The organism is Parabacteroides distasonis, from assembly GCF_004793765.1.
Taxonomy (GTDB): Bacteria; Bacteroidota; Bacteroidia; order Bacteroidales; family Tannerellaceae; genus Parabacteroides; species Parabacteroides distasonis_A.
The window spans coordinates 81266-104843 of the sequence record NZ_SRYM01000001.1; the positions used below are offsets into that span (position 1 = coordinate 81266).

At 46.0% G+C, this 23578-nt stretch carries 22 protein-coding genes, 1 tRNA gene and 2 pseudogenes; 13 read left to right on the forward strand and 12 right to left on the reverse strand.

Annotation, left to right across the window (positions count from 1 at the left end):
- Positions 1 to 17: 17 nt before the first annotated feature.
- The 7 genes from E5342_RS00420 to E5342_RS00450 all read right to left on the reverse strand — a co-directional run bounded on the left by E5342_RS00420 (position 18) and on the right by E5342_RS00450 (position 7444).
- Positions 18 to 2015, reverse strand: a complete 1998-nt coding sequence (locus E5342_RS00420; protein ID WP_121734736.1) for an OPT family oligopeptide transporter — start codon at positions 2013 to 2015, stop codon at positions 18 to 20.
- Positions 2016 to 2120: 105 nt separating this feature from the next.
- Positions 2121 to 2273 carry a hypothetical protein gene (locus tag E5342_RS19495; protein WP_210434953.1) on the reverse strand — a complete coding sequence of 51 codons (153 nt, stop codon included), beginning with the start codon at positions 2271 to 2273 and terminating at the stop codon, positions 2121 to 2123.
- A 96-nt stretch (positions 2274 to 2369) separates the two neighbouring features.
- On the reverse strand, positions 2370 to 3701 hold the full coding sequence (locus E5342_RS00430) for a hypothetical protein (RefSeq protein ID WP_135958564.1): 1332 nt from the start codon (positions 3699 to 3701) through the stop codon (positions 2370 to 2372).
- A 2-nt stretch (positions 3702 to 3703) separates the two neighbouring features.
- Entirely contained in the window at positions 3704 to 4222 is a 519-nt protein-coding gene (locus E5342_RS00435) for a retropepsin-like aspartic protease (RefSeq protein WP_135958565.1), read from the reverse strand.
- Complete coding sequence (locus E5342_RS00440; RefSeq protein WP_135958566.1) at positions 4219 to 5412, reverse strand: hypothetical protein; 1194 nt, start codon at positions 5410 to 5412, stop codon at positions 4219 to 4221. Before E5342_RS00440 ends, E5342_RS00435 begins: the two co-directional genes overlap by 4 nt.
- Before the next feature lie 4 nt (positions 5413 to 5416).
- Complete coding sequence (locus E5342_RS00445) at positions 5417 to 6364, reverse strand: hypothetical protein (RefSeq protein WP_135958567.1); 948 nt, start codon at positions 6362 to 6364, stop codon at positions 5417 to 5419.
- A 21-nt stretch (positions 6365 to 6385) separates the two neighbouring features.
- The gene (locus E5342_RS00450; RefSeq protein ID WP_135958568.1) at positions 6386 to 7444 is read right to left on the reverse strand and encodes a hypothetical protein; all 1059 of its coding nucleotides are present in this window, start codon (positions 7442 to 7444) and stop codon (positions 6386 to 6388) included.
- A gap of 784 nt (positions 7445 to 8228) precedes the next feature.
- Between E5342_RS00450 and recR the strand changes: the two genes are divergently transcribed.
- Genes recR through E5342_RS00465 form a run of 3 tightly spaced genes read left to right on the forward strand, consistent with a single transcriptional unit; the run spans position 8229 to position 10578 of the window.
- On the forward strand, positions 8229 to 8855 hold the full coding sequence (recR, locus tag E5342_RS00455; protein ID WP_121734731.1) for a recombination mediator RecR: 627 nt from the start codon (positions 8229 to 8231) through the stop codon (positions 8853 to 8855).
- 23 nt (positions 8856 to 8878) lie between these two features.
- Entirely contained in the window at positions 8879 to 10045 is a 1167-nt protein-coding gene (locus tag E5342_RS00460; protein WP_121734730.1) for a glycosyltransferase family 2 protein, read from the forward strand.
- Between the two features lie 17 nt (positions 10046 to 10062).
- A complete protein-coding gene (locus E5342_RS00465) occupies positions 10063 to 10578 on the forward strand; it encodes a GNAT family N-acetyltransferase (RefSeq protein WP_135958569.1) in 516 nt (171 codons plus the stop codon).
- Here the strand turns inward: E5342_RS00465 and E5342_RS00470 are convergent.
- Both E5342_RS00470 and E5342_RS00475 read right to left on the reverse strand, forming a co-directional pair.
- Positions 10570 to 11166, reverse strand: coding sequence for a YqgE/AlgH family protein (locus E5342_RS00470; RefSeq protein ID WP_135958570.1), 597 nt, complete (start codon positions 11164 to 11166; stop codon positions 10570 to 10572). The genes E5342_RS00465 and E5342_RS00470 overlap by 9 nt on opposite strands.
- A 120-nt stretch (positions 11167 to 11286) precedes the next feature.
- The gene (locus tag E5342_RS00475; RefSeq protein ID WP_121734727.1) at positions 11287 to 12600 is read right to left on the reverse strand and encodes an aminotransferase class I/II-fold pyridoxal phosphate-dependent enzyme; all 1314 of its coding nucleotides are present in this window, start codon (positions 12598 to 12600) and stop codon (positions 11287 to 11289) included.
- A gap of 143 nt (positions 12601 to 12743) precedes the next feature.
- On the opposite strand from E5342_RS00475, the gene E5342_RS00480 reads away from it, so the two are divergent.
- Positions 12744 to 12817: transfer RNA gene (locus E5342_RS00480), tRNA-Asp, on the forward strand.
- 152 nt (positions 12818 to 12969) lie between these two features.
- Entirely contained in the window at positions 12970 to 13872 is a 903-nt protein-coding gene (locus E5342_RS00485; RefSeq protein ID WP_121734726.1) for a helix-turn-helix domain-containing protein, read from the forward strand.
- Between the two features lie 13 nt (positions 13873 to 13885).
- On the opposite strand, the gene E5342_RS00490 is transcribed toward E5342_RS00485, so the two are convergent.
- Both E5342_RS00490 and E5342_RS20060 read right to left on the reverse strand, forming a co-directional pair.
- Complete coding sequence (locus E5342_RS00490) at positions 13886 to 14449, reverse strand: DapH/DapD/GlmU-related protein (protein WP_121734725.1); 564 nt, start codon at positions 14447 to 14449, stop codon at positions 13886 to 13888.
- Positions 14450 to 14574: 125 nt separating this feature from the next.
- A pseudogene (locus tag E5342_RS20060) lies at positions 14575 to 14909 on the reverse strand (family 20 glycosylhydrolase); the annotation flags it as partial.
- 194 nt (positions 14910 to 15103) lie between these two features.
- On the opposite strand from E5342_RS20060, the gene E5342_RS00500 reads away from it, so the two are divergent.
- The 3 genes and pseudogenes from E5342_RS00500 to E5342_RS00510 all read left to right on the forward strand — a co-directional run.
- A complete protein-coding gene (locus E5342_RS00500) occupies positions 15104 to 15601 on the forward strand; it encodes a hypothetical protein (RefSeq protein WP_135958571.1) in 498 nt (165 codons plus the stop codon).
- Complete coding sequence (locus E5342_RS00505; protein WP_135958572.1) at positions 15598 to 16509, forward strand: ThuA domain-containing protein; 912 nt, start codon at positions 15598 to 15600, stop codon at positions 16507 to 16509. Before E5342_RS00500 ends, E5342_RS00505 begins: the two co-directional genes overlap by 4 nt.
- A 495-nt stretch (positions 16510 to 17004) precedes the next feature.
- Positions 17005 to 17493: pseudogene (locus tag E5342_RS00510) on the forward strand (ATP-binding cassette domain-containing protein); the annotation flags it as partial.
- A 31-nt stretch (positions 17494 to 17524) separates the two neighbouring features.
- Here E5342_RS00510 and E5342_RS00515 read toward each other — a convergent pair.
- Entirely contained in the window at positions 17525 to 18466 is a 942-nt protein-coding gene (locus E5342_RS00515; RefSeq protein ID WP_246867032.1) for a sugar-binding domain-containing protein, read from the reverse strand.
- A gap of 84 nt (positions 18467 to 18550) precedes the next feature.
- Between E5342_RS00515 and E5342_RS00520 the strand changes: the two genes are divergently transcribed.
- The 5 genes from E5342_RS00520 (at position 18551) to E5342_RS00545 (ending at position 23512) form a co-directional block, all read left to right on the forward strand.
- Positions 18551 to 19486, forward strand: coding sequence for a tyrosine-type recombinase/integrase (locus E5342_RS00520; RefSeq protein ID WP_135958573.1), 936 nt, complete (start codon positions 18551 to 18553; stop codon positions 19484 to 19486).
- A gap of 524 nt (positions 19487 to 20010) precedes the next feature.
- Entirely contained in the window at positions 20011 to 21123 is a 1113-nt protein-coding gene (gene nusG / locus E5342_RS00530; RefSeq protein WP_135958574.1) for a transcription termination/antitermination protein NusG, read from the forward strand.
- 47 nt (positions 21124 to 21170) lie between these two features.
- The gene (locus tag E5342_RS00535; protein ID WP_135958575.1) at positions 21171 to 21560 is read left to right on the forward strand and encodes a hypothetical protein; all 390 of its coding nucleotides are present in this window, start codon (positions 21171 to 21173) and stop codon (positions 21558 to 21560) included.
- Positions 21557 to 22699, forward strand: a complete 1143-nt coding sequence (locus tag E5342_RS00540) for an MraY family glycosyltransferase (RefSeq protein WP_135958576.1) — start codon at positions 21557 to 21559, stop codon at positions 22697 to 22699. Before E5342_RS00535 ends, E5342_RS00540 begins: the two co-directional genes overlap by 4 nt.
- 51 nt (positions 22700 to 22750) lie before the next feature.
- Positions 22751 to 23512 (forward strand): DNA-binding domain-containing protein, encoded by a 762-nt coding sequence (locus E5342_RS00545; RefSeq protein ID WP_135958577.1) that lies wholly within the window; start codon positions 22751 to 22753, stop codon positions 23510 to 23512.
- Positions 23513 to 23578: the final 66 nt, after the last annotated feature.

Genomic DNA, 23578 nt, shown 5'->3' on the forward strand with positions numbered 1-23578 from the left:
TCCTTATTCCTTATATTCTATTCTTTTTTCGCGTTCAGGGAATTAAATGTGAGGTAAGCGATCATGACAAGGTACATGACAACCGCCAGTATCTCGGCGGCATTGCTAGATGCCCATTCCTCGTTCATCAAGTTGATTCCGCCGAAACGTAAGGCCGCGCTGACCACGCCCATCAAGGCACCGCCGGCGATAAAGCCGGAAGCCAGTAACGTACCTTTCTCCAAGCGGGCTGAGTTCAAGTTTTGGTCTTTGCTACGGCTTCCTACGTACCAACTGATCGCTCCACCGATCAAAAGCGGCGTATTCAGGTCCAAAGGGATAAACATACCCAAGGCGAATGCCAACGCCGGTATCTTGCAGAAGTTCAATACGACGGCGAGGACGGCCCCGATCGCGTATAAAGCCCATGGTGCCCCCGAACCACTCATCAACGGCTCGATAACGGCGGCCATAGCGTTCGCTTGCGGAGCGGCCAATTGTCCGGTCGTGAAACCGTACGTCTGGTTCAATATCAAGATCACGCCTCCTACCGTAGCGGCAGAAACTAATGTGCCTAAGAATTTCCAAGTCTCTTGCTTGGCGGGTGTGCTCCCCAGCCAATAGCCGATCTTTAAGTCGGTAATGAAACCTCCTGCCATGGAAAGCGCCGTACAAACCACGCCTCCGATAATCAAGGCGGATACCATACCGGCCGGCCCCTTCAACCCTACGGCGACCAAGATGATGGAGGCGAGGATCAACGTCATGAGCGTCATGCCCGATACCGGGTTCGTTCCTACGATAGCTATAGCGTTTGCCGCTACGGTCGTAAAAAGGAATGCGATCACCCCGACCAGCAATAAGCCGATGGCGGCATGGAACCAATTATGAAGTACGCCGAACTGGAAGAACAGGAAGGTGACGATCAGCGATACGATGATACCGATCGTTATCACCTTCATCGACAAGTCCTTTTGCGTACGTATGGTATTACTCTCCACGGTGTCTCCTTTTCCTTTCAATTCGTTCGCAGCCAAGCCTACGGCTCCCTTGATGATCCCCCAAGATTTGATGATGCCGATCACCCCGGCGGTAGCGATACCCCCGATACCGATGTGGCGGGCGTAGGTGGTGAAGATTTGCTCGGCGCTCATGCTTCCGACGGTCGCCGTGATAGCGTCATTGCCGAACGTAAGTACGTCGGCACTGAAAATAGCGGACATGGCCGGGATGATCACCAGCCATACCAAGAATGAGCCGGCACAGATAATCAAGGAGTATTTTAATCCGATGATGTAACCCAAACCAAGCACGGCGGCTCCCGTATTGACCTTTAACACGATCTTGGCTTTCTCCGCCAGCATCTCGCCGGCCCCGACGATACGGGTACTGATCGTCTCGCCCCACCAACCGAAGGTAGCGATGATGAAGTCGTACAAACCACCGATTAATCCGGCGAATATCAAGGGCTTCGCTTGACTTCCGCCTTTCTCGGCGGAGACGAGTACTTGCGTGGTTGCCGTAGCCTCCGGGAAAGGATACTTACCGTGCATATCGGATACGAAATATTTACGGAACGGGATCAAGAGCAAGATCCCGATGATACCTCCTAACAAGGAACTCATGAAAACCTCGAAGAAATTGACCGTGATCTCCGGATATTTGTCTTGCAGGATATAAAGGGCGGGCAAGGTGAAAATGGCTCCCGCCACGATCACGCCGCTACTGGCCCCGATAGACTGTATGATGACGTTTTCTCCCAAAGCGTTCTTCCGCTTGAATCCGCTGGACAACCCCACGGCGATGATAGCGATCGGGATGGCGGCCTCGAATACCTGACCGACCTTCAGGCCCAGATAGGCGGCCGCCGCGCTGAATATCACCGCCATGACCAATCCCCAAAGGACGGACCAAGGCGTAATCTCCGGATAGTGTTTGTTGGGAGACATAAGAGGCTTGTAGCTTTCCCCTTCTTTTAATTCTCGGTAGGCGTTTTCAGGCAGCCCGGTTACCTTTTCTTCATTTTCTGGTTTCACGATATTAAAATGTTAGATTATTAGTTCGTAATAGCCCCACCAAACGGGTGTTGGGTGACAAATTTATGTTTTCTGGCTGAGACCTGCAAGGATTCTTTAGAATAGTTAGGGGAATTCTTGCCCGGTAGCGTATGCATTCTTGTTCGCATGCTGTATAATTCTACAAACCACGGCGTGATCTGTACAGACCACGCCGTGGAATATACAGATCACGTCGTGGTCTGTACATCCCATGTCGATCTTTTGGAAATAGATCAAGTAGCAAGTATGTTTGTATATGGCAAAAAGAATGTTTATTGTTTGGGGATACGAACAATTGTATTTGGAGCCGTTGTGGCTACATGTGCGAGGCCGCTATCGGCTTAAGTCAAGCGTGACTTCATGCAAGTATCCTTCGGCATTCCCATATTTCACTCTATAGTATCCGTCTTTGTGATTCAGATAGAAGACATCTACTTTCCAACCTTTGTGCAGGGTGATGATTGGGCGAGCTAACGGGTCTCTGTCCACTCGAAGATCGATGTTATTGAATTTCACTGTGCCGGTTATGGTTTGTCTGTTGCCTGATCTCTTATGGGATGAAGAGGATTGATTGTTGTTCGATTTATAAGTGGAAGAGGTCGAGCTCTCATGCTTCCTTTGGTTTTGGGCAGCTAGAAGGTTATAATAATAATCCCGGTCTGAGATTGCGCCATTAAGAGATGCTCTTAGTTTAGCGTTGTTTGCCAAGGCATCGCTTAATTCTTGCTGTAATTCTTCGATTTCTCTATCTTTCGTTGCCATATGGGTTAAGAACGTTGAGCGTTCATCTGCTTGGTCTTGCCTTAGTTTCGAAAGTCTGTTTTTCGTGTTTTCGTGCTGGCTTTGCTCTGATGACAAATCACTTTCAACTTTGCTCAATGTTTCCTGTGTCTCGATTAAAGAATGACTCGTCTTGTTGATCTTTCCAGCGAATATGAACAATCCTAAGATACATATCGAGGCTACTATGCTCAGGAATATGACCTTGTTTTTTTGTTTCTTCTCTTTTTCTAATCTGATTATATTGGCCATTAGTTTATCATTATCTTCTTGCAACTCTTTTTTTTCTTGGTTGAGTCGTTTGATCCTCCTTTTATAGCCAGTCAACGCTTGCGAGTCCTCTTCTTTCGTTATGAACGTATAACCATACGTATAAGAAGCTCTCAATATATCTTCCTGCGTATCCGAGGAGATGGCGAATCGCTTTTCTTCTTCCTTAGATATACTATAGGGCTGGGTCGGTAGTTTCTGTAGGCTGGGTTCCAGCTTGTTCAGATCGTTCTCTAATGAACTGATTATTTGAAGCAGGATGCGTTTATGAGAGACTAACGAGGCCGCATGAGCCACGATCTCTCCTAGATTATTGATCTTTAAGATCTCCCCGCTCACGGAAAGATGGGTGATCGTGTTTTCAAACAACTCGAAAAGACCGTTGAGATCGCTTATCATGACTGAGTTAAGTAGGAAGCAGAATCCGATATACTCATTTCTCTCCAAATGGCGTGTATAGGTATAATACATTAAGTTATTGCTCCTGTGTATGACTAATTGCGCCGGGGAGGATTGCTTCTTGTTTACATTTTTGAAGATGTTCTGTGTATAATCTTGGGGATATTGGGCATAACCAGTCCCGAGGTTTCCGAATATATAAGTCGTGGTATTCATCGCTATTTTAGTTTGAATTTGAGTTTGTTGTTATCGTTGTCGATCGTTATGGTTGCGAGGCGGTTTAGAATTTCATTCCCTAACAATAGCGGGGCGTTGAGATTGTTCGAGACGGTGGCAGTGACGTTCGGACAGACAATTTGATCATCTATGACTATCTCTTTTAAGTTCACGACCATATTTTCCACGATACTACCATCCGCTATTTGGGATTTGCTGATACCTAAAAGATCCTCTTTTGCCAACTTCCCTTTCTGGTAAAGATAGTTGGCTTCTGCCAACGATAAAAGCGTACTGGAACAGCCTGTGTCGAATATCATTTCCAAAGGCATTCCGTTGACCTCTACCTGTATGTATTTCACGCCATTCTCTTCTCGGAAAGGGATCGAAATCTCTTTATCGGACAATGTGATGTCCTGATACTCCAAGTTCGTGTCATCGGAGTAATAGACGGGTCTCTTTTTTTCTTGGGTACAGGAGAGTAAAAAAACAATCATCAAAGCGTATAATACTGTTTTCATCCCTTGTCCTTTTGAGAATGGTTTTTGTTTGTGCTAGTCGAATCTTTTTCTGTTTCCATTTGCGCCTGCCATTTTTCCTCCAATTCTCTGTTGGCATTCTTCAAGCTATCATTCTCTAGTTTGAGTCTTTCTATATCATTGTCAGTTTCTTGATTCAAGGGAACTGGGATTTTGAACATCCCGTTTTGAAATACGCATGATAACAGAAGAATTAACATGCACATATTTAAGAAGGGTATGAACCGCCTTATAGCTTTTATTGATTTGCCAAGCCATTTCTCTTTTTGCTCCTCCAGCTTGTCTTTAAAGGGAGGTGCGGCTTGCGTGAAGTAATCCGTTATTTGTGCGATAGGAACTTTGATGTGTTCGATCAATTGCTCCACATTTTTAGCTCGTTCGATGCTTTTCAACTTGGAACGTAAGTCATGAATGTCTTGTTTTAATTGCTTGATCTCGGACTCTTGTTTTTGTACCCTTTCTCGTGCGGCTGCTAATTCTTGGTGGAGTTGCTCTTTCTTCTCCTCATTTGTATTTTTTATTACCTCATATTGTTGGATCGTGTTTTGCAGATTTTTGTCACACAGCTCTTTCACTTGATTGATCTTAATGGTTGGGTAGTCTGGAGATACATCGAGCTTCCCTGTCTGCCAGATCATTTTTTGTAGGTCGGTCTCCGAATAATCATACAAATTGACAAAGTTGCTTTGTCTGGTCTTTGCTGAAAAAGTAGAGTCCAAGGGCTGGAAGTTGTCTGAAGTGAAAGCTCTTTTGAGTAATTCGAATGCGCTTAGGTTTAGCTCTTCGATCTTTTTGGATATCGAGGTATCCTTGAAGCCGCCAACTAGGAACTGAGTCTTTTCGCCGATCTTCTTGACGAGCGTATTTTTAATGTACATATAATAGAACGTGTCCAGCAGCCGATACATATTCCGGATATCTGAGCAATAGGCATCCAATCGTAACGAGATGCCAAAAAAAGAACCCGGTCGCCCTTCGGAATCTATTACATCTCTATATATTAGATAGTTGTAATAACAATACAGGATGCCATTGCTTGATCGTCGGATCTCAATGAGCATTTTGTTCTCGTTCGAATTGTTGTACATGGTATCGAAGTAAGCTTTGTCTTCTTCTTTGCCCCAATAGCTGTAGCCAAGTGGCGTTCCGTATATGAAAAACTCTACATTCATTGTCTTATCCTCTAATCAGTTTAACAATTGTCTTCCAAAAATTCTCAGGATAGATATCGTGTCCGTTCTCGAACCCCAATGTCCCATCTGTACACTTGGGATAACTTCCTGTTTGGAAGGCTATAAATTCGAAGTTGTACTCTTTCCACCACTTGAAGATCGGCACCTCATTTTTGAATGGAACAAACACGTTTGGATAGAGATTCCGGATCTCCCTCATGGCCTCTCTCATCTGTACTTTCCCCGGATTTATGATATAGGGGGTCTCATCGATCTTGTTGAATACAAATAAGATCTTATCCCTTGATTTTATGTTCTTTTTCAGATTAGTGATCTTGTCTACGTAATTTTTTCGGTCTTGCTCGTTCTTCATATTTTTGTTGGTATGATCAGGCTCCACTATGATCGCCCAGATTTTCCGGTTCTTGCTATTGATGATGGTGTTTATGTAGCGTATATCTTCAGGTTTTCCTGTAGGAACTTGCGGATTGAAGTAATGCTCTCCGGGTGCTTCCAGTATTTGGCAAATCGATTTGCCTTGATACAGTATTTTTACTAACATGAAGTTGATTAGGTTCGTGCTATCAGCGGCGTTTTCGCTATTTATCATAGAGTCGAAGTGGGTACATATCTCCTTATAATTTTTGTCGGTCGATGGTCGGAACGACGTGACGGGTTGTATGGTATATCCATTCAAGCCTCGTAGGTATCTCGCCAAACGTACCAAGGTCATAGTCTTCCCGCAAGAGGGAGGACCGAACAGAATCACTAGCGGTGTAGTCTCGTCCGCTATGGTCACGGTGATTTTATTTGGGTCATTCTCGGTTTCGACATCATTGTCTTGAGTAAGGATGTCTTGTCGGATGTTAGTGGAGGATGTAGAGATTCCCCCTTTGTTCTGTGTCTTTCTGTTGCTCTCGTCAGCGGGAGAGCTGAAATCTATGTCTGCCATTTCTTTTTTATTTGTTTATGATTAGTATTCACTTTCCTTGAAGGCGATGTCAAAAAATATGAATGCTGCGATATCTACGAGTATGGATATGATGATCCAAAAGGTGAAGCCATATCCATTATAGTTACCCTTCAGGTAATCAATCCATACGTCGAATACGCTGGTGATACGTTTCACTTCGGTGATGGGATTGTCGGCCGTGTATTTGGCTTTGTCGTTTTCAGAAGCGAAGTTCACGAAATTCTGGTTTTTCTTGACAGTGTTGTAACCTACGTTCAATTTGTCGCAAACATCGGTTATGTCCTTGGCATCGTTGAGGTTGATGGTTCCATCATCGATATATTTTTTAACCAGTGTAAGATTTTCGTCATGAAGTTTCACCTCTTTCAGGTTGTCTTGGTTTGGGCTTAATATGTGTGACATAAGGTTAGTCGCTTTGGAATCTGTAAGAATTAGCACTTTCTTGCGGTAAGCATTGCATAGTTTGTTTCGCTCTTGCACGGATAATCCTTGATACGTGAGAGGCTCGATTTTATCTACGCCCAATTGAGCGGCCAGTTTGCGAAGAATATCGTTTGATTTCGGACCAAACCCGGGATTCGCCTCGTTTTTGATCTCCGCCTCTAGTTCATCCAATAAGATGTCTACATCATTTCTCAGCTCATTGATCTTTATCGTGGCTTGGTTCTTATTGTTCGTATTGTTCTTTATTTGTCCGAGGTATCCTCGTGTGGAGGAAATGTCTGTGTTTACTTTATCATTGATGATGTTGCGATAAAAGAATGTATGGGTGTTTGTCGGCATGCTACATATCAGCCAAAACATGAGCAGTATAAGAATGCCTAGGATCAACTTAGATCCTCGTCTTTCGACATAGATGTTTTGGCTTATGCTATCAGTGATCATCTTGGTACCTATGGAGGCGATGATGAAGAAGCCCACCGTGACCACCCAGCACATGACTTTGGGAAAAGCGGGAAGAAGTAGGTGCAAGGACTCAGCGGTCGCCCAGCAACTGACTGCGGCGAATGCGGTAAACGCAATCAACGAGAATAATTTCTTGTAATTTGTTTGGTTCATGATGCATGTGTTTTTAACCTGCTGTTCCCCAAACAGTGTAGGATTGTACCTCTTAAAAAACGAAAGGCGTGGGAACTGTACCTGTCACTCGTTCCACGCTAAGAGGCCTTCGCATTGCCCATCAAGTCTGAACGAGCAACGCAGAAGCCCACGCCGATATGTAATATAGTCTCAACCGTATAAAATCAGCTAAGATATATGTGTACACATCCCGTAGACATCTACTGTTGCTTTGTTTTCGACTTGATTTGGAAATTGCGAAGTTCCTTAGCGTCAAAACCAAAGCGTCAAGTAAACGCCTTTCTAATATATATATGTCCCCACCCATATATCGGCGTGGAAACGTTTGCAAATATACGTTTTTTATATGACTCATAGGGTAATTGTTCTGATTTTTTTATAAATAAGTAAATTGTTGTTTTGGCCTCATTCATATCTTTAAATAGAACCAAGATAACTGCGGCAAAATATATAAAAAGAGAAGATCTTCCTTAATTAAATCCGATGATAATAGAGGTTTATTGTCGATTCTTTAGTATACCTTAATATTTCCCAGTTGTACTTCGTGAGAAACATGTACGACTTTTCCCGAAAACACGTACGTATTTTGATGAATACATGATCGTGTTTTTTTGCAATTGGTATTCAAAGGCTTATGCTCTTATTTCGTTTTGTGTGCTTATTGTCCGGAATTTCTCTTTGAATGTGATTTTGATTTTGGTGTGGTTACCCTATGACTAACTCGTAAATTCTTCCTATTTTTGTAGTCAAATAGAGAAAGTAGATGAATCAAAGATATCCTTCTGCCTTGTTGGAAAATGCCGTGAATGAATTGGCTTCCTTGCCGGGAGTGGGGCGGAAGACAGCGCTCCGGCTGGCGCTTTATATGTTGCGCCGGGATGTCGGTTATACGGAAAACTTCGCTGCGGCCTTGGTCGCCCTCCGTCGAGACGTGAAGTACTGCAAGGTCTGTCATAATATATGTGATGATGAGGTTTGCTCTATTTGCGCCAACCCCAGCCGTGACCATTCCTTGGTTTGCGTGGTAGAGAATATCAAGGAGGTAATGGCGATAGAGAATACCGGGCAATTCCGTGGCGTATACCATGTGTTGGGCGGGATCATCTCGCCAATGGATGGTATCGGACCGGGAGACTTGCGTATCGACAGTCTGGTGCGACGTGTGGCCGAAGGTGAGGTGAAAGAGATCATCTTGGCGTTGAGCACCACCATGGAAGGCGATACGACTAATTTTTTTATTTACCGGAAGTTATCCGGTTACGATGTGAGGATCAGTGTCATCGCACGTGGCGTGTCTATTGGCGATGAGATCGAGTATGCCGACGAGATCACCTTAGGGCGGTCCATTATCAATCGTACTGAGTTCAACCTCACTTCTCCTAATTCATAAATCCTAATTCATAAATATCTGGAATGACCTACGAAGAAACCAAGTTGTCCGTTATCATCGTTAACTATAACGTGAAGTATTTTCTGGAGCAATGCCTCTATTCTGTCCGTGCCGCCGTAACGGGGATGGATGCCGAGGTGTTCGTGGTGGATAATAACTCGACGGATGGATCTGTCGAATATCTCCGGCCTAAGTTCCCGGAGGTGGTTTTCATTGAGAATAAAGATAATCCCGGTTTCGCCAAGGCCAATAATCAGGCGATTCGCCAGTGCGCCGGGGAATACGTGTTATTGCTGAATCCCGATACCGTGGTGGGAGAGGAGAGCCTCCGCAGCCTGTGCTTCCAGATGGATGAGGACCCGGAGATCGGAGCTATCGGCGTGAAGATGTTGAATGGGCATGGGGTATTCTTGCCGGAGAGCAAACGGGCTTTCCCTTCGCCTTGGGTGTCGTTCTGCAAGATATTCGGCCTTTCAAAGCTGTTTCCTAACTCTCCGGCATTCGCACGTTATAGCCTTCCGTATCTGGATAAAGAGCAGACGCATAAGGTGGAAGTGCTGGCGGGTGCGTTCATGTTGCTTCGTCATGAGGCGTTGGATAAGGTTGGTTTGTTGGACGAGTCGTTCTTCATGTATGGGGAGGATATCGATCTGTCTTATCGGATCGTGTTGGGAGGTTATAAGAACTTGTACGTGCCGGAACGGATCCTGCATTATAAGGGGGAGAGTACGAAGCATGGCGACTTGAAGTACATAAAGGCTTTTTACGGTGCCATGTTGATTTTCTATAAGAAATATTATCCGGGGTCCGGCTGGTTGATGCGAATATTGATCCGGTTGGCTGTCCTGCTGAAAGCTTGTTGGGCGACGATTTTCGCCCCTCTACGTAAGAAGACTAAAGCGGCTAAGCATCGCCGCCTTTTGATCTTGTGTAGGGAGGATCATTTTGAGGAGGTAAAGGCTGTTTGCCTGAAAGCTATGCCGGATCTGGAGTTTGTGAATCTCTGGGATTTAGACGTGGAGCGTGTGATGGATGCTATCTGCCGCAAGAATCAGATGAAAGGCTTTACGGACTACGCTTTCTGCTTCCCCGATGCCCGTTACGAGCAGATGCTCTTGTTTATGGACAAGCTCGTGAACAAGAAAGCGGTTTACCATATATATACGAAGAAGAGTGGCCGGCTTGTTTAAGTAATCCTTGGGTAAATATGTTGTTATCGAATGATAGAGTCCGTTTGAGGGCATTGGAACCAGAGGATCTGGATTTGTTGTATCGTTGGGAGAATGATCCGGTGTTATGGGAAGTAGGGAATACTTTGGCTCCCTATTCCCGTTATCTATTGAAGGAATATATAGCGGGTAGTGACCGGAGTATCTATGAGTCTCGCCAACTTCGCTTCATGATCGAGGAATGCGATACGGGGATTTCCGTGGGGATCGTGGACTTATTCGATTTCGAGCCTCATCCGAACCGGGCGGCTTGCGGTATTATGCTAGATCGTAAGTATCAAGGACGTGGCTTCGCTACGGAAGCGTTAAGGCTATTGATGGAATACGCTTATACGTTCTTGAAACTTCATCAACTTTATGTGCATATTCCCGTGGCAAACGAGCCTAGCAAAAAATTATTTACCCGTTTGGGATTTGTTGAGGCGGGGACGCTTAAGGACTGGATCAGGACACCAGGTGGTTATTCTGATGTCTGCATAATGCAGTTAATTTAAATACGGGTCCTTCGGATATTTTGTCCAAGTCTTATAATCATTGCCTAATAATTCTACGGAATCTTTCCAATAACTCTCCCCATCGGCAGACAGGATATTATCAGTGGTAATATGGCTTACGGCCCATGAGTTCCGTTTGATTTCATGGTTTAATTGTCCTTCGGTCCATCCGGAGTATCCCAAGAAAAACTTCACTATCCTATCGATTGGATGCCCGTTGAGGATATATTGTTTCAATGCGTTGAAATCCCCATCGAAATATAAATTATCATTGATCTTTAATGCGTCCGGAATGATGTTATCCCCTAAGGAATGAATAAAGAACAAGCGGTTGGGGCTGACCGGTCCCCCCAGATAAATCGGTATCTCCGGAAACTCGGCGAACTCCTTGAAAAAAGTATTTACGATGAGATCCGTCTTTTTATTCAGGACAAATCCCATCGATCCGTGTTCCGTATGCTCTATTAATAATACGACGGAACGTTGAAAGTAGGCATCTTGTAAAAAGGGCTCGGCAATCAGAATACTTCCTTGGGCTGGAAGGACATCGTTATGTGTTATTTTGAATATATTTTTGTAAGATGCCATGATCGTGAATGTTAGGTTGTTACTAATTCACCGACAATATAAGACGATTTTTAATAAGATGCAAATGAAAAGCCCGGAATTCGAGTTAATAAACGTGAATTGATCGGGCTTATCGTTAATTTATGCTTGATGATTTTCCTCGAATAATCTTAGTCTTTCGTCCAGCAAGTCATATTGGTGCTCTTTTATGAAAGAGGTACAAGCCCGTAGTCCTTGTTGGTTACTGCCTGTGGTACTTAATGATATGGCGCTTACTCCGTAATAAATCAGCTCTTCCATCAATTGTCCGCCGGTCATTCCCGGGTAACCGATCGTGAAATAGAAACCGTCGGCTATCGGTTGGTCCAGATCGTGATCATAAACGATTGTGAAACCATGATCCGTAAAAATCTTCTTTAGTTTCTCCGCTCGACGTCCGTATTCTTTCACTTGTGAGACAAAGTCGAACGTTCCGTCCGCGGCGGCCTTGAACATGGCGGCTAGGGCGAATTGGGCGGAGTGGCTGGTTCCGGAAGATAGGGCGTATAAGACACGGTGGATATATACCGTACCGAACGTACCGCCTCCATAACGCTGAGTCAATCCCGGATAGGAGCGATGATAAAGTTTATTGGAGATCGCTGTTACGCCGATACGCTGTCCGGCATAGCTGAACGCCTTGGAGCCGGATATCTGCATGATATAATTATCGGTATAACGGGCTACGCTCGCTTGGTAAGGAGGCTCGAAAGGACATCCGAGGTCCTTGCGAAAATCCATGGCAAAGTAGGCGAGGTCTTCTATGACAATCACGTCGTATTTGTTGGCCATCTCGCCGATGATCTTTAACTCCTCGTCGGTGAGGCAAAACCAAGCCGGATTGTTTGGGTTAGAATAGATCATCGCGGCAATGTTGCCTTTGGAAAGTTGTGTTTCCAAGACTTCACGTAATCGCTCACCACGATATTCGTATACGTCGAACGACTCGTATTTATAGCCCATAACGGCTATTTGCTGTTTCTGCACGGGGAATCCGGGGTCGATAAACAAGATGGTGTCTTTTCCCGGCATACATTGTCCGGCCGTAAGGAATGAGGCGTATGTGCCCTGCATGGAACCGGTTACGGGTACGCAACACTCCGGGTCTATATCTATATTTATAAACGCTTTGATAAAGCGGGAAGCTTGCTTTTTCACTTCGGGAGTTCCGTTGATGTTCGGGTAGATGGATGCTATACCGTTACGAAGGGCTTCGATCTCAGCGTCTACGCCTACTTGGGCAGCTTTCAAGCCCGGTACGCCCATTTCCATATGGATGAACTCGGTTCCCGTTTCTTGTTCCAATTGCGTGGATATGGCAACTACCTCCCGGATAGTCGCTTTCCCAAAATCGGGAAGTCCAAAGCCATCGATAATTCGTCTGGCTGTCTGATAGTCTACAGGAGTATTTTTCATGCTAGTGTTAATTATATATGGGGACAAAAGTATGAAATTTATCGATTTGTTCTAATTTTTTCATCCTAAACTATTGCTAATTCAAAAAATCCACCTATCTTTGCACCGCAATTCAACGGAATAGCGATAAAGAATAACATTTTGGTCTGGTAGTTCAGCTGGTTAGAATACATGCCTGTCACGCATGGGGTCGCGGGTTCGAGTCCCGTCCAGACCGCTTTTTATTTCTCCTTCCTCCTCTTCAATATTCCTTTCGTACATATTTTTCAATACGATATCATCATCATCCGGCTTGGTGGATTTTATCTGATGGCATGAGGCTGTTAGATTTGGAATGTTTATCTTTGCTTTCAATAAAACAATAGCCTTATGGAGAATCTAATAAAGATCGATACCGTCGATCAATACAACAAGATGTTTGGTTTGGAGACGTTGCACCCTTTGGTGAGCGTGGTAGATTTATCCAAGTCCGAGACATGGCCTACTAATTTCCGGGTTAATTATGGTATATACGGACTTTTCCTGAAAGATACGAAGTGCGGGGATATCCGGTACGGGAGGCAATATTATGATTATCAAGAAGGCACCGTGGTAGGGTTCGCTCCCGGGCAGGTGACGGGTATTGAGCTTAAGGACGGGACCCGGCCTTTGGCACATGGGGTGCTTTTCCATCCGGACTTGATCCGTGGTACGGCTTTGGGACGGGACATCACTCGTTATTCTTTCTTCTCCTATGAATCAAATGAGGCGTTACATCTCTCTGAGGAAGAGAAGGGGATCTTCGTGGATTGCCTGAGGAAAATCCAGATCGAGTTGGAGCATTCCATCGACAAGCATAGCAAACGGTTGATTGCGATGAATATCGAGTTGTTGCTCGATTATTGCCTGCGTTTTTATGACCGTCAGTTTACGACCCGTGCGGAGACGAATAAGGATGTGTTGGTGAGGTTCGAACGATTATTGGATGAATACTTGCAAAGCGATCTGTTAAGACAGGAAGGGCTACCTACTGTACGGTATTTCGCCGAGAAGATTTGTTTGTCCCCGAACTATTTCGGTGATCTGATCAAGAAAGAGACAGGGAAAACTGCCCAAGAAAATATACAAGACCGGATTATTTCCTTGGCGAAAGAATGGATAGTAGGGACAAACAAGACCGTCAGCCAAATCGCTTACGACCTAGGATTCCAATACTCCCAGCATTTCAGCCGCATATTCAAGAAGACCGTGGGGTGCACCCCGAATGAATATCGGAAATCCCAGATGTCGTAATCGGTGTTACGGGCTATTGGATGTATTTTATGACCTTGGCGGGAACACCTCCCACGATGGCATTGTCCGGTACATCTTTAGTAACTACCGAGCCGGCTCCGACTATAGCGTTCTCGCCAATGGTTACGCCGGATAGGATCGTTGCGTTCGAGCCTACCCAGACATTCTTCTTCAGAACGATCGGGGCAGGGTAGGTAGTGCTCCGGTCCTCGGGGGCGAAGCCGTGGTTGAGGGTGGCAAAGACCACGTTATGCCCGATCTGGCAACCGTCGTCCAGTGTCACCCCACCATGATCTTGAAAATGACAGCAAGCATTGATGAAAACGTTCTTACCTACTGTGATATTCTTCCCAAAATCCGTATAGAACGGGGGGAATACACGGAAAGACGGATCGACCGGCTTATTAAACAAGTGAGATAACTGCTCACGGATTTCCTCGGGAGCGTGATATGAGCCGTTTAACTCGAATGTAATGCGTCTGGCCTCATCACTCATCTTGTTCATAAACTGATGGATCTCATCTCCTTTAAGAGGCTTTCTTGTCTCTACGTACTTCAAGAATTCGTTTAATGTCATAATTGCTATTTTAATAAGTTCTACTTCTTGGTTTGTTTATCTCTTTTCGATTCCAACGGCAAAGATCGATGAAATCCGGAGAAACTTTTGTAGATAGATTACAGGAATTATGACCTAAATTACGTTCATCGATTCTCCAAGGTCTTATATTTCTCGATTAGTTTCTTGACCGTGACAGCGTCCGAGACCTCTTGCTTATAGGTGGTCGGATTATAATAGGCCTCGAGGAAACTGTCTGCACCGGACCAGATTGTCTCGATAATCCCTTGGAAATGGCGAGACATTTCCGGATTTGAATGTTTGCGGAAATGGATCATATCATCAATCGTTTGCCTTGTGAGGCTAAGTGGTTTTGTATTTTAGTGACCTCACCGGCATATAACTCAGCCTTGTCATGTCCGCTGCAACGGGCGCAACTATCATGTCCGATATAAAAGACCTCGTCCATTCCGGCATGGAATCAGCGTGTTCGAGATAATGAGAGACATCATGATAGCCCGGAATATATCGATGGCTATGCTGCGTTGCGTAAAATCTATTGGTTGATCGCTCATAATATATTTAGATTAAAGGTGAATTTAATACAAGACAAATATAATCAATAAGAGACATATCATTACATTTGTGCCTTATAAATATGAATAATAATCAAAAATGATAGACATGATAAGACGATTGATTTATTGGGCTCTCCTGCTTTTTGTTTGTATGGGTGCCCATGCCCAATTCCGGGTGACAGCCCATCAAGAGGGTTGGGACCGGATTCCTCCGCAAGCGCAAAAAGACGGCTTTTGGTTTCAACAATCCGTTTTAGCGAATATGGATGATGATGCCGCTATGGAAGAGGTCATGCTTTTCGGGCGGGATAATGGGCATTACCCTACTTTCGACCTGTTTAAGTTTTATTACGTGATCGTGGATAATTATACGAAAGAGATCCAATATATATCGGATGAGATCTATGTGACGGATAAATATGCGCTTACGGTGGAGGATCGTAATAATGACGGGATCTCCGAGTTATATATCGATTATTTCAAGGATGGGAAGTTTACGGTTGATGAGCGAGGATATAATTTGCGAACCACCCGTTGCTACGACCGTATCGAATGGAACCCCAAGAGTAAAAACATTAAACCCCAACAACCATGAGAAAGTATATCTATTTTATAGCGCTTATCTGTTGCGCCTTATCAGCCTCAACCTCTTACGCCCAGAAAAAGGTGATAAAAACGATGATGATCGCCGGGCAAGATGGCAGTCATTATTGGCGAGGGGCTTGCGAGGCCATGAAGCAGATCTTAGAGAACAGTGGAATGTTCAAGGTGGATTTCGTTTTTACCCCGGATTTCGGAGGAGATATGAATACCTTTAAGCCCGATTTCGCTAAATATAACTTGGTTGTTGTTAATTACGGAGGTGAAGTCTGGCCCGAGCCTGTCCAAAAAGCTTTCGAGAACTATGTAGCGGATGGGGGCGGGGTCGTGATTATCCATTCTTCCGTGGTGCCTATGGCCGGTTGGAAAGCGTACAACGAGATAATCGGCATGGGAGCTTGGGAGGGTCGGAACGAGAAAGACGGTCCTTACCTGTATTGGAAGGAGGGCAAATATGTATACGATTATACACCCGGTTATGCGGGTTATCATGGCTTGCAGCATGAGACGATCCTAGAGCATCGTGCGCCGGAGCACCCTATTTTGAAAGGTCTGCCTATAAGATGGAAACATTTCAAGGACGAGATTTATACCCGCTTGCGTGGTCCGGTACGGAATGTGGAGATATTGGCTACCGCTTATGAGCGTGGACGCCATGAACCGTTGATGTGGACGGTGAAATGGGGGAAGGGGCGTGTCTTTGTCGATCTGTTGGGGCATTGCGGCAATGACCCGAATATGATTTACTCGATGGAGTGTACGGGTTTTCAGATAACCTTACTAAGAGGGGCTGAATGGGCAGCCACCGGAGAGGTGACGCAAGAGGTCCCACGGGATTTCCCATTGGAAGATACCTGTACGCTCCGTCCGGAATTCAAGGCTCCTTTCCATGCGACGAATTAAATGCCTTAATAAGATGGTGTCTTTCGACAGAATAATCAAATTGACAAATTGTAAAGTTAAGTCCCGGAGAATCGATTTTCCCGGGACAAAGTACAGCTCGCTCCTAAATACGCAAGAGAAAATCGGTAATCATCTGTTAAATAGATAGATGTCAAAAAATAGCCTTTCATTCTAGCGAAATTAGTTCATCGTAATTCATGTCTTATGGGTTGTTTGGGCTATCTCATAGGGTTACGATGGGGAAATGATAGGGTTATGATGCCTATTCATGACAGTTTATAACCCTATTCATGACTGCTTTCGATGCCCAACGTGACTATTGGCGTTGCCTAACACGACTAGTTGCGTAGGCTTTCATGACCTATCGTGTGTAAAAAGCGGCCTTTTTGAATAAAAAGCGCCATATATAGCTATCCTCTTTCCTCTACTTGGCAATCTCTCTCAAAAGGTAGTGTTACAAGATACGCTTTATATCTATTAAAAAGACAGGATTAGATCGTGTCTGATATGACTTTTATGGATTCCATCGAGACCGTTTGTGAGGCTTGTGGAGGATTGCGTTATTCCCCGGAAGCCTTGCGGTATACAGTGGATGGTCTTACGATCGCCGAGGTGATGGACTTGACAGTCCGCAAGGTTTCCCTTCGTTTTGCGGGAACGGTGATAGCGGAGAAACTCCGTCCGCTTATGCTGGTTGGTCTGGGGTATTTGCATTTGAACCAAGCCTTATCCACGTTATCAAGAGGTGAGTTGCAACGGGTGAAACTGGCGTGTTATCTAGGAACCCAAAGCAAGGTCTTTGTCTTGGATGAGCCGACGGATGGCTTGCACGTGAAAGATATCAGGCATATTATCTCCTTATTCGATTCTATGGTAGATCAAGGCAATAGTGTCTTCTTGATCGAACATAATCTGGATGTCTTGAAAGCGGCGGACTATGTGATCGAGATAGGCCCCGGAGGCGGACTAATGGGGGGTGAGATCTCTTGTTGGGTTTCCAAGTCTGTCATACAGATTAATATCCGTGTTTTCCACGAAGGAAGGTGGTCAATCCGTTGATGTTGAATTGTGTTCTAAGTGCTTTGAAATCTCTTAACCCGAAAGTAGTACTTTGGCTATCTTGGATATTCTCTCCTTGGATGTTCGCTGTCAAGCGATACAAGGTAGGGGAGAACTCGCTCCATTCCAAGGCGTCATCACCCATTGGTATTTGGAATACGATCTCATCTTGTTGAACTACGATATTCTTATTGAATTTGATATGGTGCTCTAAGCCTGTGTTGAAAGCCTCCATCTCTATTTGAACGGCGGCTACTATCATTTGCTCGAATGGATTTGAAAGCTTTATTTTTACGTCCACCGTTTTTTGATCCGCATGTGGATATACTTGTATCCGGCGGATATGGAATTGCGGACGGGCTTCCAATTTTAGGTCTCCGATAATACCGTTCCAGTTTGTCTGCGTGGATTCCGTATAAGCGTGTGAATTGTCCAATAATTGGGGCGGTACGCTCAAACCGTTATCGACAAGAATAGTCAAGTGATGCTTCCCAGCCCTGAGATATGCGGACAGATCGTATTCTTGAGGGGTGGAAATATGGTCGGATGAACCGACATATATGCTATCTACCCATATTTGGGTCGGTTTTGTTCGCTCCAAGATTAACCAAATGCTCTTGCCTTCCCAGTTCTCCGGAATCGTGATCTCTTTCTGATACCAAGCCTTACCTTGATAGCGGAAGGGCCTAGACAAATGAGTTGTCTCCTCCTTGTCATTGTTAGGGTATCCTTTTTGGTTGGTGTCCGTGGTACCCGGTAATTGAACTTGCTCGGTGACATCTGTTGAATCCAATCGTAATTCCCAGCAACCGGCAAGCGATAATTCCTCTCTACTCTCTTTGGGAGTTTGGCATGCGAATAGCATGAGCATAAGTGGAATACTCCAAAATCTCTTCATGGTAATGTTTTTACTCTAAATATGGTTTACTTAATTAATAGTGTACAAAGGTAGTATTTTTGGCCTTTTTATTAAGGAGAAGATATGAAAAAAGAAGAAGATTTTGTTATGGGCCTGTCCATCTACATGGCTTGTCTGCGTGAGAAAAAACGGTATTCCACGGCGAAGAGTTATCAAGATGCCTTGAATTCGTTCAAGTGCTTTTGCGGTATGGAGGCGATTCCTTATGCCTATATTAATAGGAACAGGCTTTTGTGCTATCAGTCATGGTTGTTGGGTGGGGGCCGTTCGTTGAATACGGTGTCTACCTATATGCGTCGGATTCGTCACATTTATAACTTAGCCGTGGAGGCGAACGAGGCTCCCTTTGTACCCAACCTGTTCAAAGATGTCTTCACGGGCGTTGAAAGCAAGCGGAAGAAGGCGTTGCCGCGAGAGATGCTGGAGCGTATGTTTAACGCCCCGTTGGAGGATCCGTCCTTGCGGCGTGTACAGTTGACCGTTCGGTTGATGTTCGCGTTCAGCGGGATAGCGTTTGTGGATCTCACGCATTTGAAATGGGAGAATATCCGGGATGGGATATTGCAGTATTACCGACAAAAGAGCGGGTCTCTCATACAGCTGGAGATTCCCTCCGGGGCGTTGCGGCTGTTGGATGAGTTGTCCGCTTGTACGGCAAAGGAATCCCTTTATTTATTTCCTTTTTTGAGTGGAACGAGAACCGGTGAGGCGGCCTACAAAGAATATAACAGGACCTTGTCCCGCTTTAACCATGACTTGAAGTTGTTGGCGAGATCGACAGGCGTTACGCTTCCGGTCACCTCATATACGATCCGTCATTCATTCGCCTCGTTCTTGAAGGAACAAGATGTATCGATCGAGGTTATCAGTGAGTTGTTGGGGCATAAGTCTATTAAGACAACACAGATCTATTTGAAGAGCTTCTCGTTGGAACGTTTGTCGACAGTGAACCGGAATTGTTTTGAGAGCGTGTGTAAACCGATACCCAAAGTGGGGTAAGAGGCTTGCTACTTGGGAAGTAGCGTATTCTTTCACGGCGCAAAAGTAATAAAAAATAACAAATAACAAGCAATCATAAGGCTTAGTTTGTTCATTAGTTTGTGCTCCGACCTTGATTCTCCTTAAATCTTCGTTCTTATTCCTAGTGCATAGACATGGCAATAGAGACGAAATGATCTCGTATTTCCTACATCATCACGTCCCTCCTAAAAATCGAACATACATTTTTGTAGAGACGGGGCGTGCCCCGTCTCATCCCCTCAAAATGGTATTCTAAATTACTGTCAGACGGTGGGAGACGGGGCACGCCCCGTCTCTACAACTGGGTAATAACCATTCTCCTACCTTTTAGGCTACTTCCCAAGTAGCTTAATATTTCAAGCGATGGTGATTTTCAGAAAAGCCATTTTTAAAGACGTAAAGTGTTGTTTATCAGGAGTAAATATGGTGCTCTTGGTAGGGCTTTGAATTGTCGTGAGGCTTGAGTGGAGATCCTGCTATAATCTTAGGAAAAGATAATCATAATGATGAATGTTTTGAGAGACGGTTGCTCGGAGAGGGGTACGGCGCAGGTTGGCAAGCGTCATGACTTGAAGACTGTACGCTGGTACGTGCTCACGCTTCCTACTACGGGTGTGGCACGACGTGACAAGATCAGCCCCGCTAAAAGCTTGGATGCCGAGCTTTCCCGGCGCAAGCGTCGTGGGGAGACGTTGTTCGAGTATTTCGCCCCCTCCTATGTGGAGGTGAGGAAGGTGGACGGAAAGATGGTCAACATGAAACGACCCCTGCTGTTCAACTACGTGTTTGTCCGGTCCTCGGTTGAGGAGATCTTCCAGATGAAGCGCACGCTTCCCCTATACAATTTCCTTCCCCGGGTCTCTTCCGGAGGCATGACTCATTTCCCTTATCTGTCGGATGACGAGATGGGGAATTTACGTTGGGTGGCGGAATCTTATTCCAACGAGCTTCCGGTGTACGTACCGGACAGCGACCGCTTGCTGAAGGGCGACCGTGTGCGTATCACGTCCGGTTATTTTACCGGTATGGAGGCGGAGGTGGTGATCCAGCCGGGTGGCGGGCATAAAGATGTCATGGCGCGTATCCTCGATTGCATGTGGGTCCCCTTGTTGGAGGTGAAGCCGGGCGAGTACGAGCTGATCGAGCTGAACACCAAGGGCAAGCACGTCTATACCCATCTGGACAACGACCGTCTGCGGGAGGGTTTGCACGATGCCTTGGGACGTTACCATGCCTCCGGCAGCGTATCAGAGGAGGATACTCGTTTGGCCCGTGAGGTGTTGAGATCCTATGGCTCGCTCCGTGCGGAGACGGACGTGATGCGTTGCAAGATCTACTCATTGCTTCTTTCTGCCTACAAGTTGTTGGGCGATGAGGAGGAGTTCACACGTTTGCATGACACGATGCGTGGTATGCTCCCGGTGGTGAAAGCTCCGCAATCCCGTGCCTTGTTGCTGGTGACGCTCTACGGTTGCACGGACAGCGCCCTTTACCGGCAGATGGCACATGAGGTGGTGGACCCGTGGCGGGGTGAGTCCTCGCCCAAGAAAAGCAAGTTATCCTTGATCCGCCGGCTGGACGATTGCGATCGCTGGCTGAAACACGAAATCAGTTGACAAGTGACAGTTGACAGTTTAAATCAAAAATCATAAATCAAAAAGAAATGTCTTCCCTTCCTTCCGGCGTTCGTTTGGTGCGGTTGCTGAACGAGCATTTTAGTGAGATCATGAGCCGCGAGCGTGCGAACCAAAACTCGATTCACCTGTATTGCACGGGTCCTTACTGGGTGGCATTTGAGCGCTCGGCCTATCAGTTGCGCCATGTGTTCCCGGACAGCGAGATTACGCCAATGCGTTTGCTCGGCTACCCTTTTCCTGTGGTGATGGTGTCCGTTACGGATCGTTCGCTCCGCTCGTATGTCCGCAGGCACATCTTGCGAAGAGACGACATAGATTACAAATTATTAACAGCATCCCAACTCTCCCATGAGGACTACCAAGCGTGGCATGCCGGCGAGGTGAAGGGGTTGCCTTCATTAAGTGAGATCGTATGAGTGAGGTGCAAATTCTATTATTGTTATTACTGTCCGGATATCTGATCTCCGTGTCTTTGGGCATGGTGATCATCCCGAGGATCTTGGTGATCTCCCACAAGAAAAGACTGTATGATGTCCCGGATTCTCGAAAGGTACACACGACCCCGGTTCCCCGCTTGGGTGGCCTGTCGTTTTTTCCCGTGGTTTTGATGTCGTTTGCCTTGGTGATAGGCTTTCGCCTTTATCTGTGGCCCTCGGATCTGTCTAGCTTCTCGATCGAGATGCTCCATGAGTATCTTTTCTTGTTCGTGGGCATGACACTTCTTTATCTGGTGGGTGTCTGCGATGACTTGGTCGGGGTGGGTTACCGCTACAAGTTCATCGTACAAGTCGTGTCGGCCCTCCTGCTGGTGTTGTCCGGCAATTGGCTCGATACGCTGGGAGGCCTATTCGGGATCTATTCGGTCCCGGCCTTGCTGGGTGTGCCAGTCACGGTTTTCGCCGTGGTTTATGTGACAAACGCTATCAACCTGATTGACGGGATCGATGGTCTGGCCTCCGGTTTGTGCTGTATCGCCTTATCGCTCTTGAGCGTGTTCTTTTTCATTCAAGATCAATGTGTTTATGCCTTGCTCGCTATCTGTACGCTGGGAATCCTCATGCCTTTCTGGTGCTACAATGTCTTTGGCAATGCCAACCGCGGGCATAAGCTCTTCATGGGCGATGCTGGGAGTTTGACGTTGGGCTACGTGATCAGTTTCCTGATCATTCATTTATGCGTATCGAATAGTACCTCTACGGAGCGTTTGAATCCTTATTTGGTGATTGCCTTTTCCACGGTCTTGGTACCGTTGCTGGACGTGGTACGTGTGGTGCTGCGCCGCCTTCGTGAGCACAAGAACCCGTTCTTGCCGGACAAGAACCATTTCCATCATAAGTTGTTGCGCACGGGTATGCGGGTGCGGATGGTGATGGTGACGATCATTTGCGTGTCCGTTTTCTTTATCGCATTGAATATTGTATTGGTTAATCATTTGAATGTCAATTGTATATTATTTTTAAACCTGTCTCTATGGACGGTTCTTCACTTGGTGATCGATTGGCTGATCGCCCGGAATCGGCAGAAGAGGGAATCGGCATTCGACAAGAGGTTCTAGGCAAGGATAACCGGAAAGGGCAATTCCGTCCTTCCCATAAATCAAAATACCATGAAGAAAGTATTGAAAGGCTGGCTTATCGACAATTCGGTGACCACCGACAACAAGACGGACAAGATCCTGCTGCTGGCTTCGGCTGGAAGTTTAACTTTGGATGACGTGTTGGAGGAGATGTACAAGCAAGACACCGGTCTACGCCCGGAGACGATGCGTCACTCTGTGACTCTCTACCATCGGATAGTAATGGACTTGATCTTAAACGGCTATAGCGTGAACACGGGTCTGTTCCGTGCCGTCCCCCAGTTGAAAGGCGTGGTCGAGGGCGGCGTTTGGAACAAGGAGAATAATTCCATCTACGTCTCTTTCACGCAAGACAAGGCCCTGCGCGAGGCGATCGCCAAGACCGTGGTTGAGATCCTCGGCGAGAAGTCTAATATCATGTACATCCTGGAGACCGAGGATCGCAAGACGGGCTTGAAGGACGGCAGTGCCACTGCGGGCCACAACTTCTTTGTCCGTGGCGCGATGCTGAAGGTGGTTGGTGACCACGAGTCGGTAGGTGTTACGCTGACCGATTCCAAAGGTGCCACCACGAAACTGACGGACGACCAGATCACCATCAACAACCCTTCTTCGCTCACGTTGCTCCTGCCGGCTGATTTGGCGGAAGGTGAGTACACGCTGACTGTGATGACGCAGTATTCCACATCAAACCGTCTTTTGAAAACGCCCCGTAGCGTAAGCGTGCCAGTTTGGATTGGCGGCAAACCCGCTGATGGCGGTGGCGACAGCGAAAGTCCTAATGAGATTTAAAATCTGGGGAACGACAAACCCTCTTTATCCATAAATAGAATAGGCTCGCTGTATGATCCCTTCATT

Excerpts from the sequence above, each read along its gene's own strand:
- E5342_RS00430 (WP_135958564.1), bottom strand. The coding sequence starts at position 3,701 with ATGAATACCACGACTTATATATTCGGAAACCTCGGGACTGGTTATGCC.
- E5342_RS00435 (WP_135958565.1), bottom strand. The coding sequence starts at position 4,222 with ATGAAAACAGTATTATACGCTTTGATGATTGTTTTTTTACTCTCCTGT.
- E5342_RS00440 (WP_135958566.1), bottom strand. The coding sequence starts at position 5,412 with ATGAATGTAGAGTTTTTCATATACGGAACGCCACTTGGCTACAGCTAT.
- E5342_RS00445 (WP_135958567.1), bottom strand. The coding sequence starts at position 6,364 with ATGGCAGACATAGATTTCAGCTCTCCCGCTGACGAGAGCAACAGAAAG.
- E5342_RS00450 (WP_135958568.1), bottom strand. The coding sequence starts at position 7,444 with ATGAACCAAACAAATTACAAGAAATTATTCTCGTTGATTGCGTTTACC.
- recR (WP_121734731.1), top strand. The coding sequence starts at position 8,229 with ATGAATCAAAGATATCCTTCTGCCTTGTTGGAAAATGCCGTGAATGAA.
- E5342_RS00460 (WP_121734730.1), top strand. The coding sequence starts at position 8,879 with ATGACCTACGAAGAAACCAAGTTGTCCGTTATCATCGTTAACTATAAC.
- E5342_RS00465 (WP_135958569.1), top strand. The coding sequence starts at position 10,063 with ATGTTGTTATCGAATGATAGAGTCCGTTTGAGGGCATTGGAACCAGAG.
- E5342_RS00470 (WP_135958570.1), bottom strand. The coding sequence starts at position 11,166 with ATGGCATCTTACAAAAATATATTCAAAATAACACATAACGATGTCCTT.
- E5342_RS00475 (WP_121734727.1), bottom strand. The coding sequence starts at position 12,600 with ATGAAAAATACTCCTGTAGACTATCAGACAGCCAGACGAATTATCGAT.
- E5342_RS00485 (WP_121734726.1), top strand. The coding sequence starts at position 12,970 with ATGGAGAATCTAATAAAGATCGATACCGTCGATCAATACAACAAGATG.
- E5342_RS00490 (WP_121734725.1), bottom strand. The coding sequence starts at position 14,449 with ATGACATTAAACGAATTCTTGAAGTACGTAGAGACAAGAAAGCCTCTT.
- E5342_RS00500 (WP_135958571.1), top strand. The coding sequence starts at position 15,104 with ATGATAGACATGATAAGACGATTGATTTATTGGGCTCTCCTGCTTTTT.
- E5342_RS00505 (WP_135958572.1), top strand. The coding sequence starts at position 15,598 with ATGAGAAAGTATATCTATTTTATAGCGCTTATCTGTTGCGCCTTATCA.
- E5342_RS00515 (WP_246867032.1), bottom strand. The coding sequence starts at position 18,466 with ATGAAGAGATTTTGGAGTATTCCACTTATGCTCATGCTATTCGCATGC.
- E5342_RS00520 (WP_135958573.1), top strand. The coding sequence starts at position 18,551 with ATGAAAAAAGAAGAAGATTTTGTTATGGGCCTGTCCATCTACATGGCT.
- nusG (WP_135958574.1), top strand. The coding sequence starts at position 20,011 with ATGATGAATGTTTTGAGAGACGGTTGCTCGGAGAGGGGTACGGCGCAG.
- E5342_RS00535 (WP_135958575.1), top strand. The coding sequence starts at position 21,171 with ATGTCTTCCCTTCCTTCCGGCGTTCGTTTGGTGCGGTTGCTGAACGAG.
- E5342_RS00540 (WP_135958576.1), top strand. The coding sequence starts at position 21,557 with ATGAGTGAGGTGCAAATTCTATTATTGTTATTACTGTCCGGATATCTG.
- E5342_RS00545 (WP_135958577.1), top strand. The coding sequence starts at position 22,751 with ATGAAGAAAGTATTGAAAGGCTGGCTTATCGACAATTCGGTGACCACC.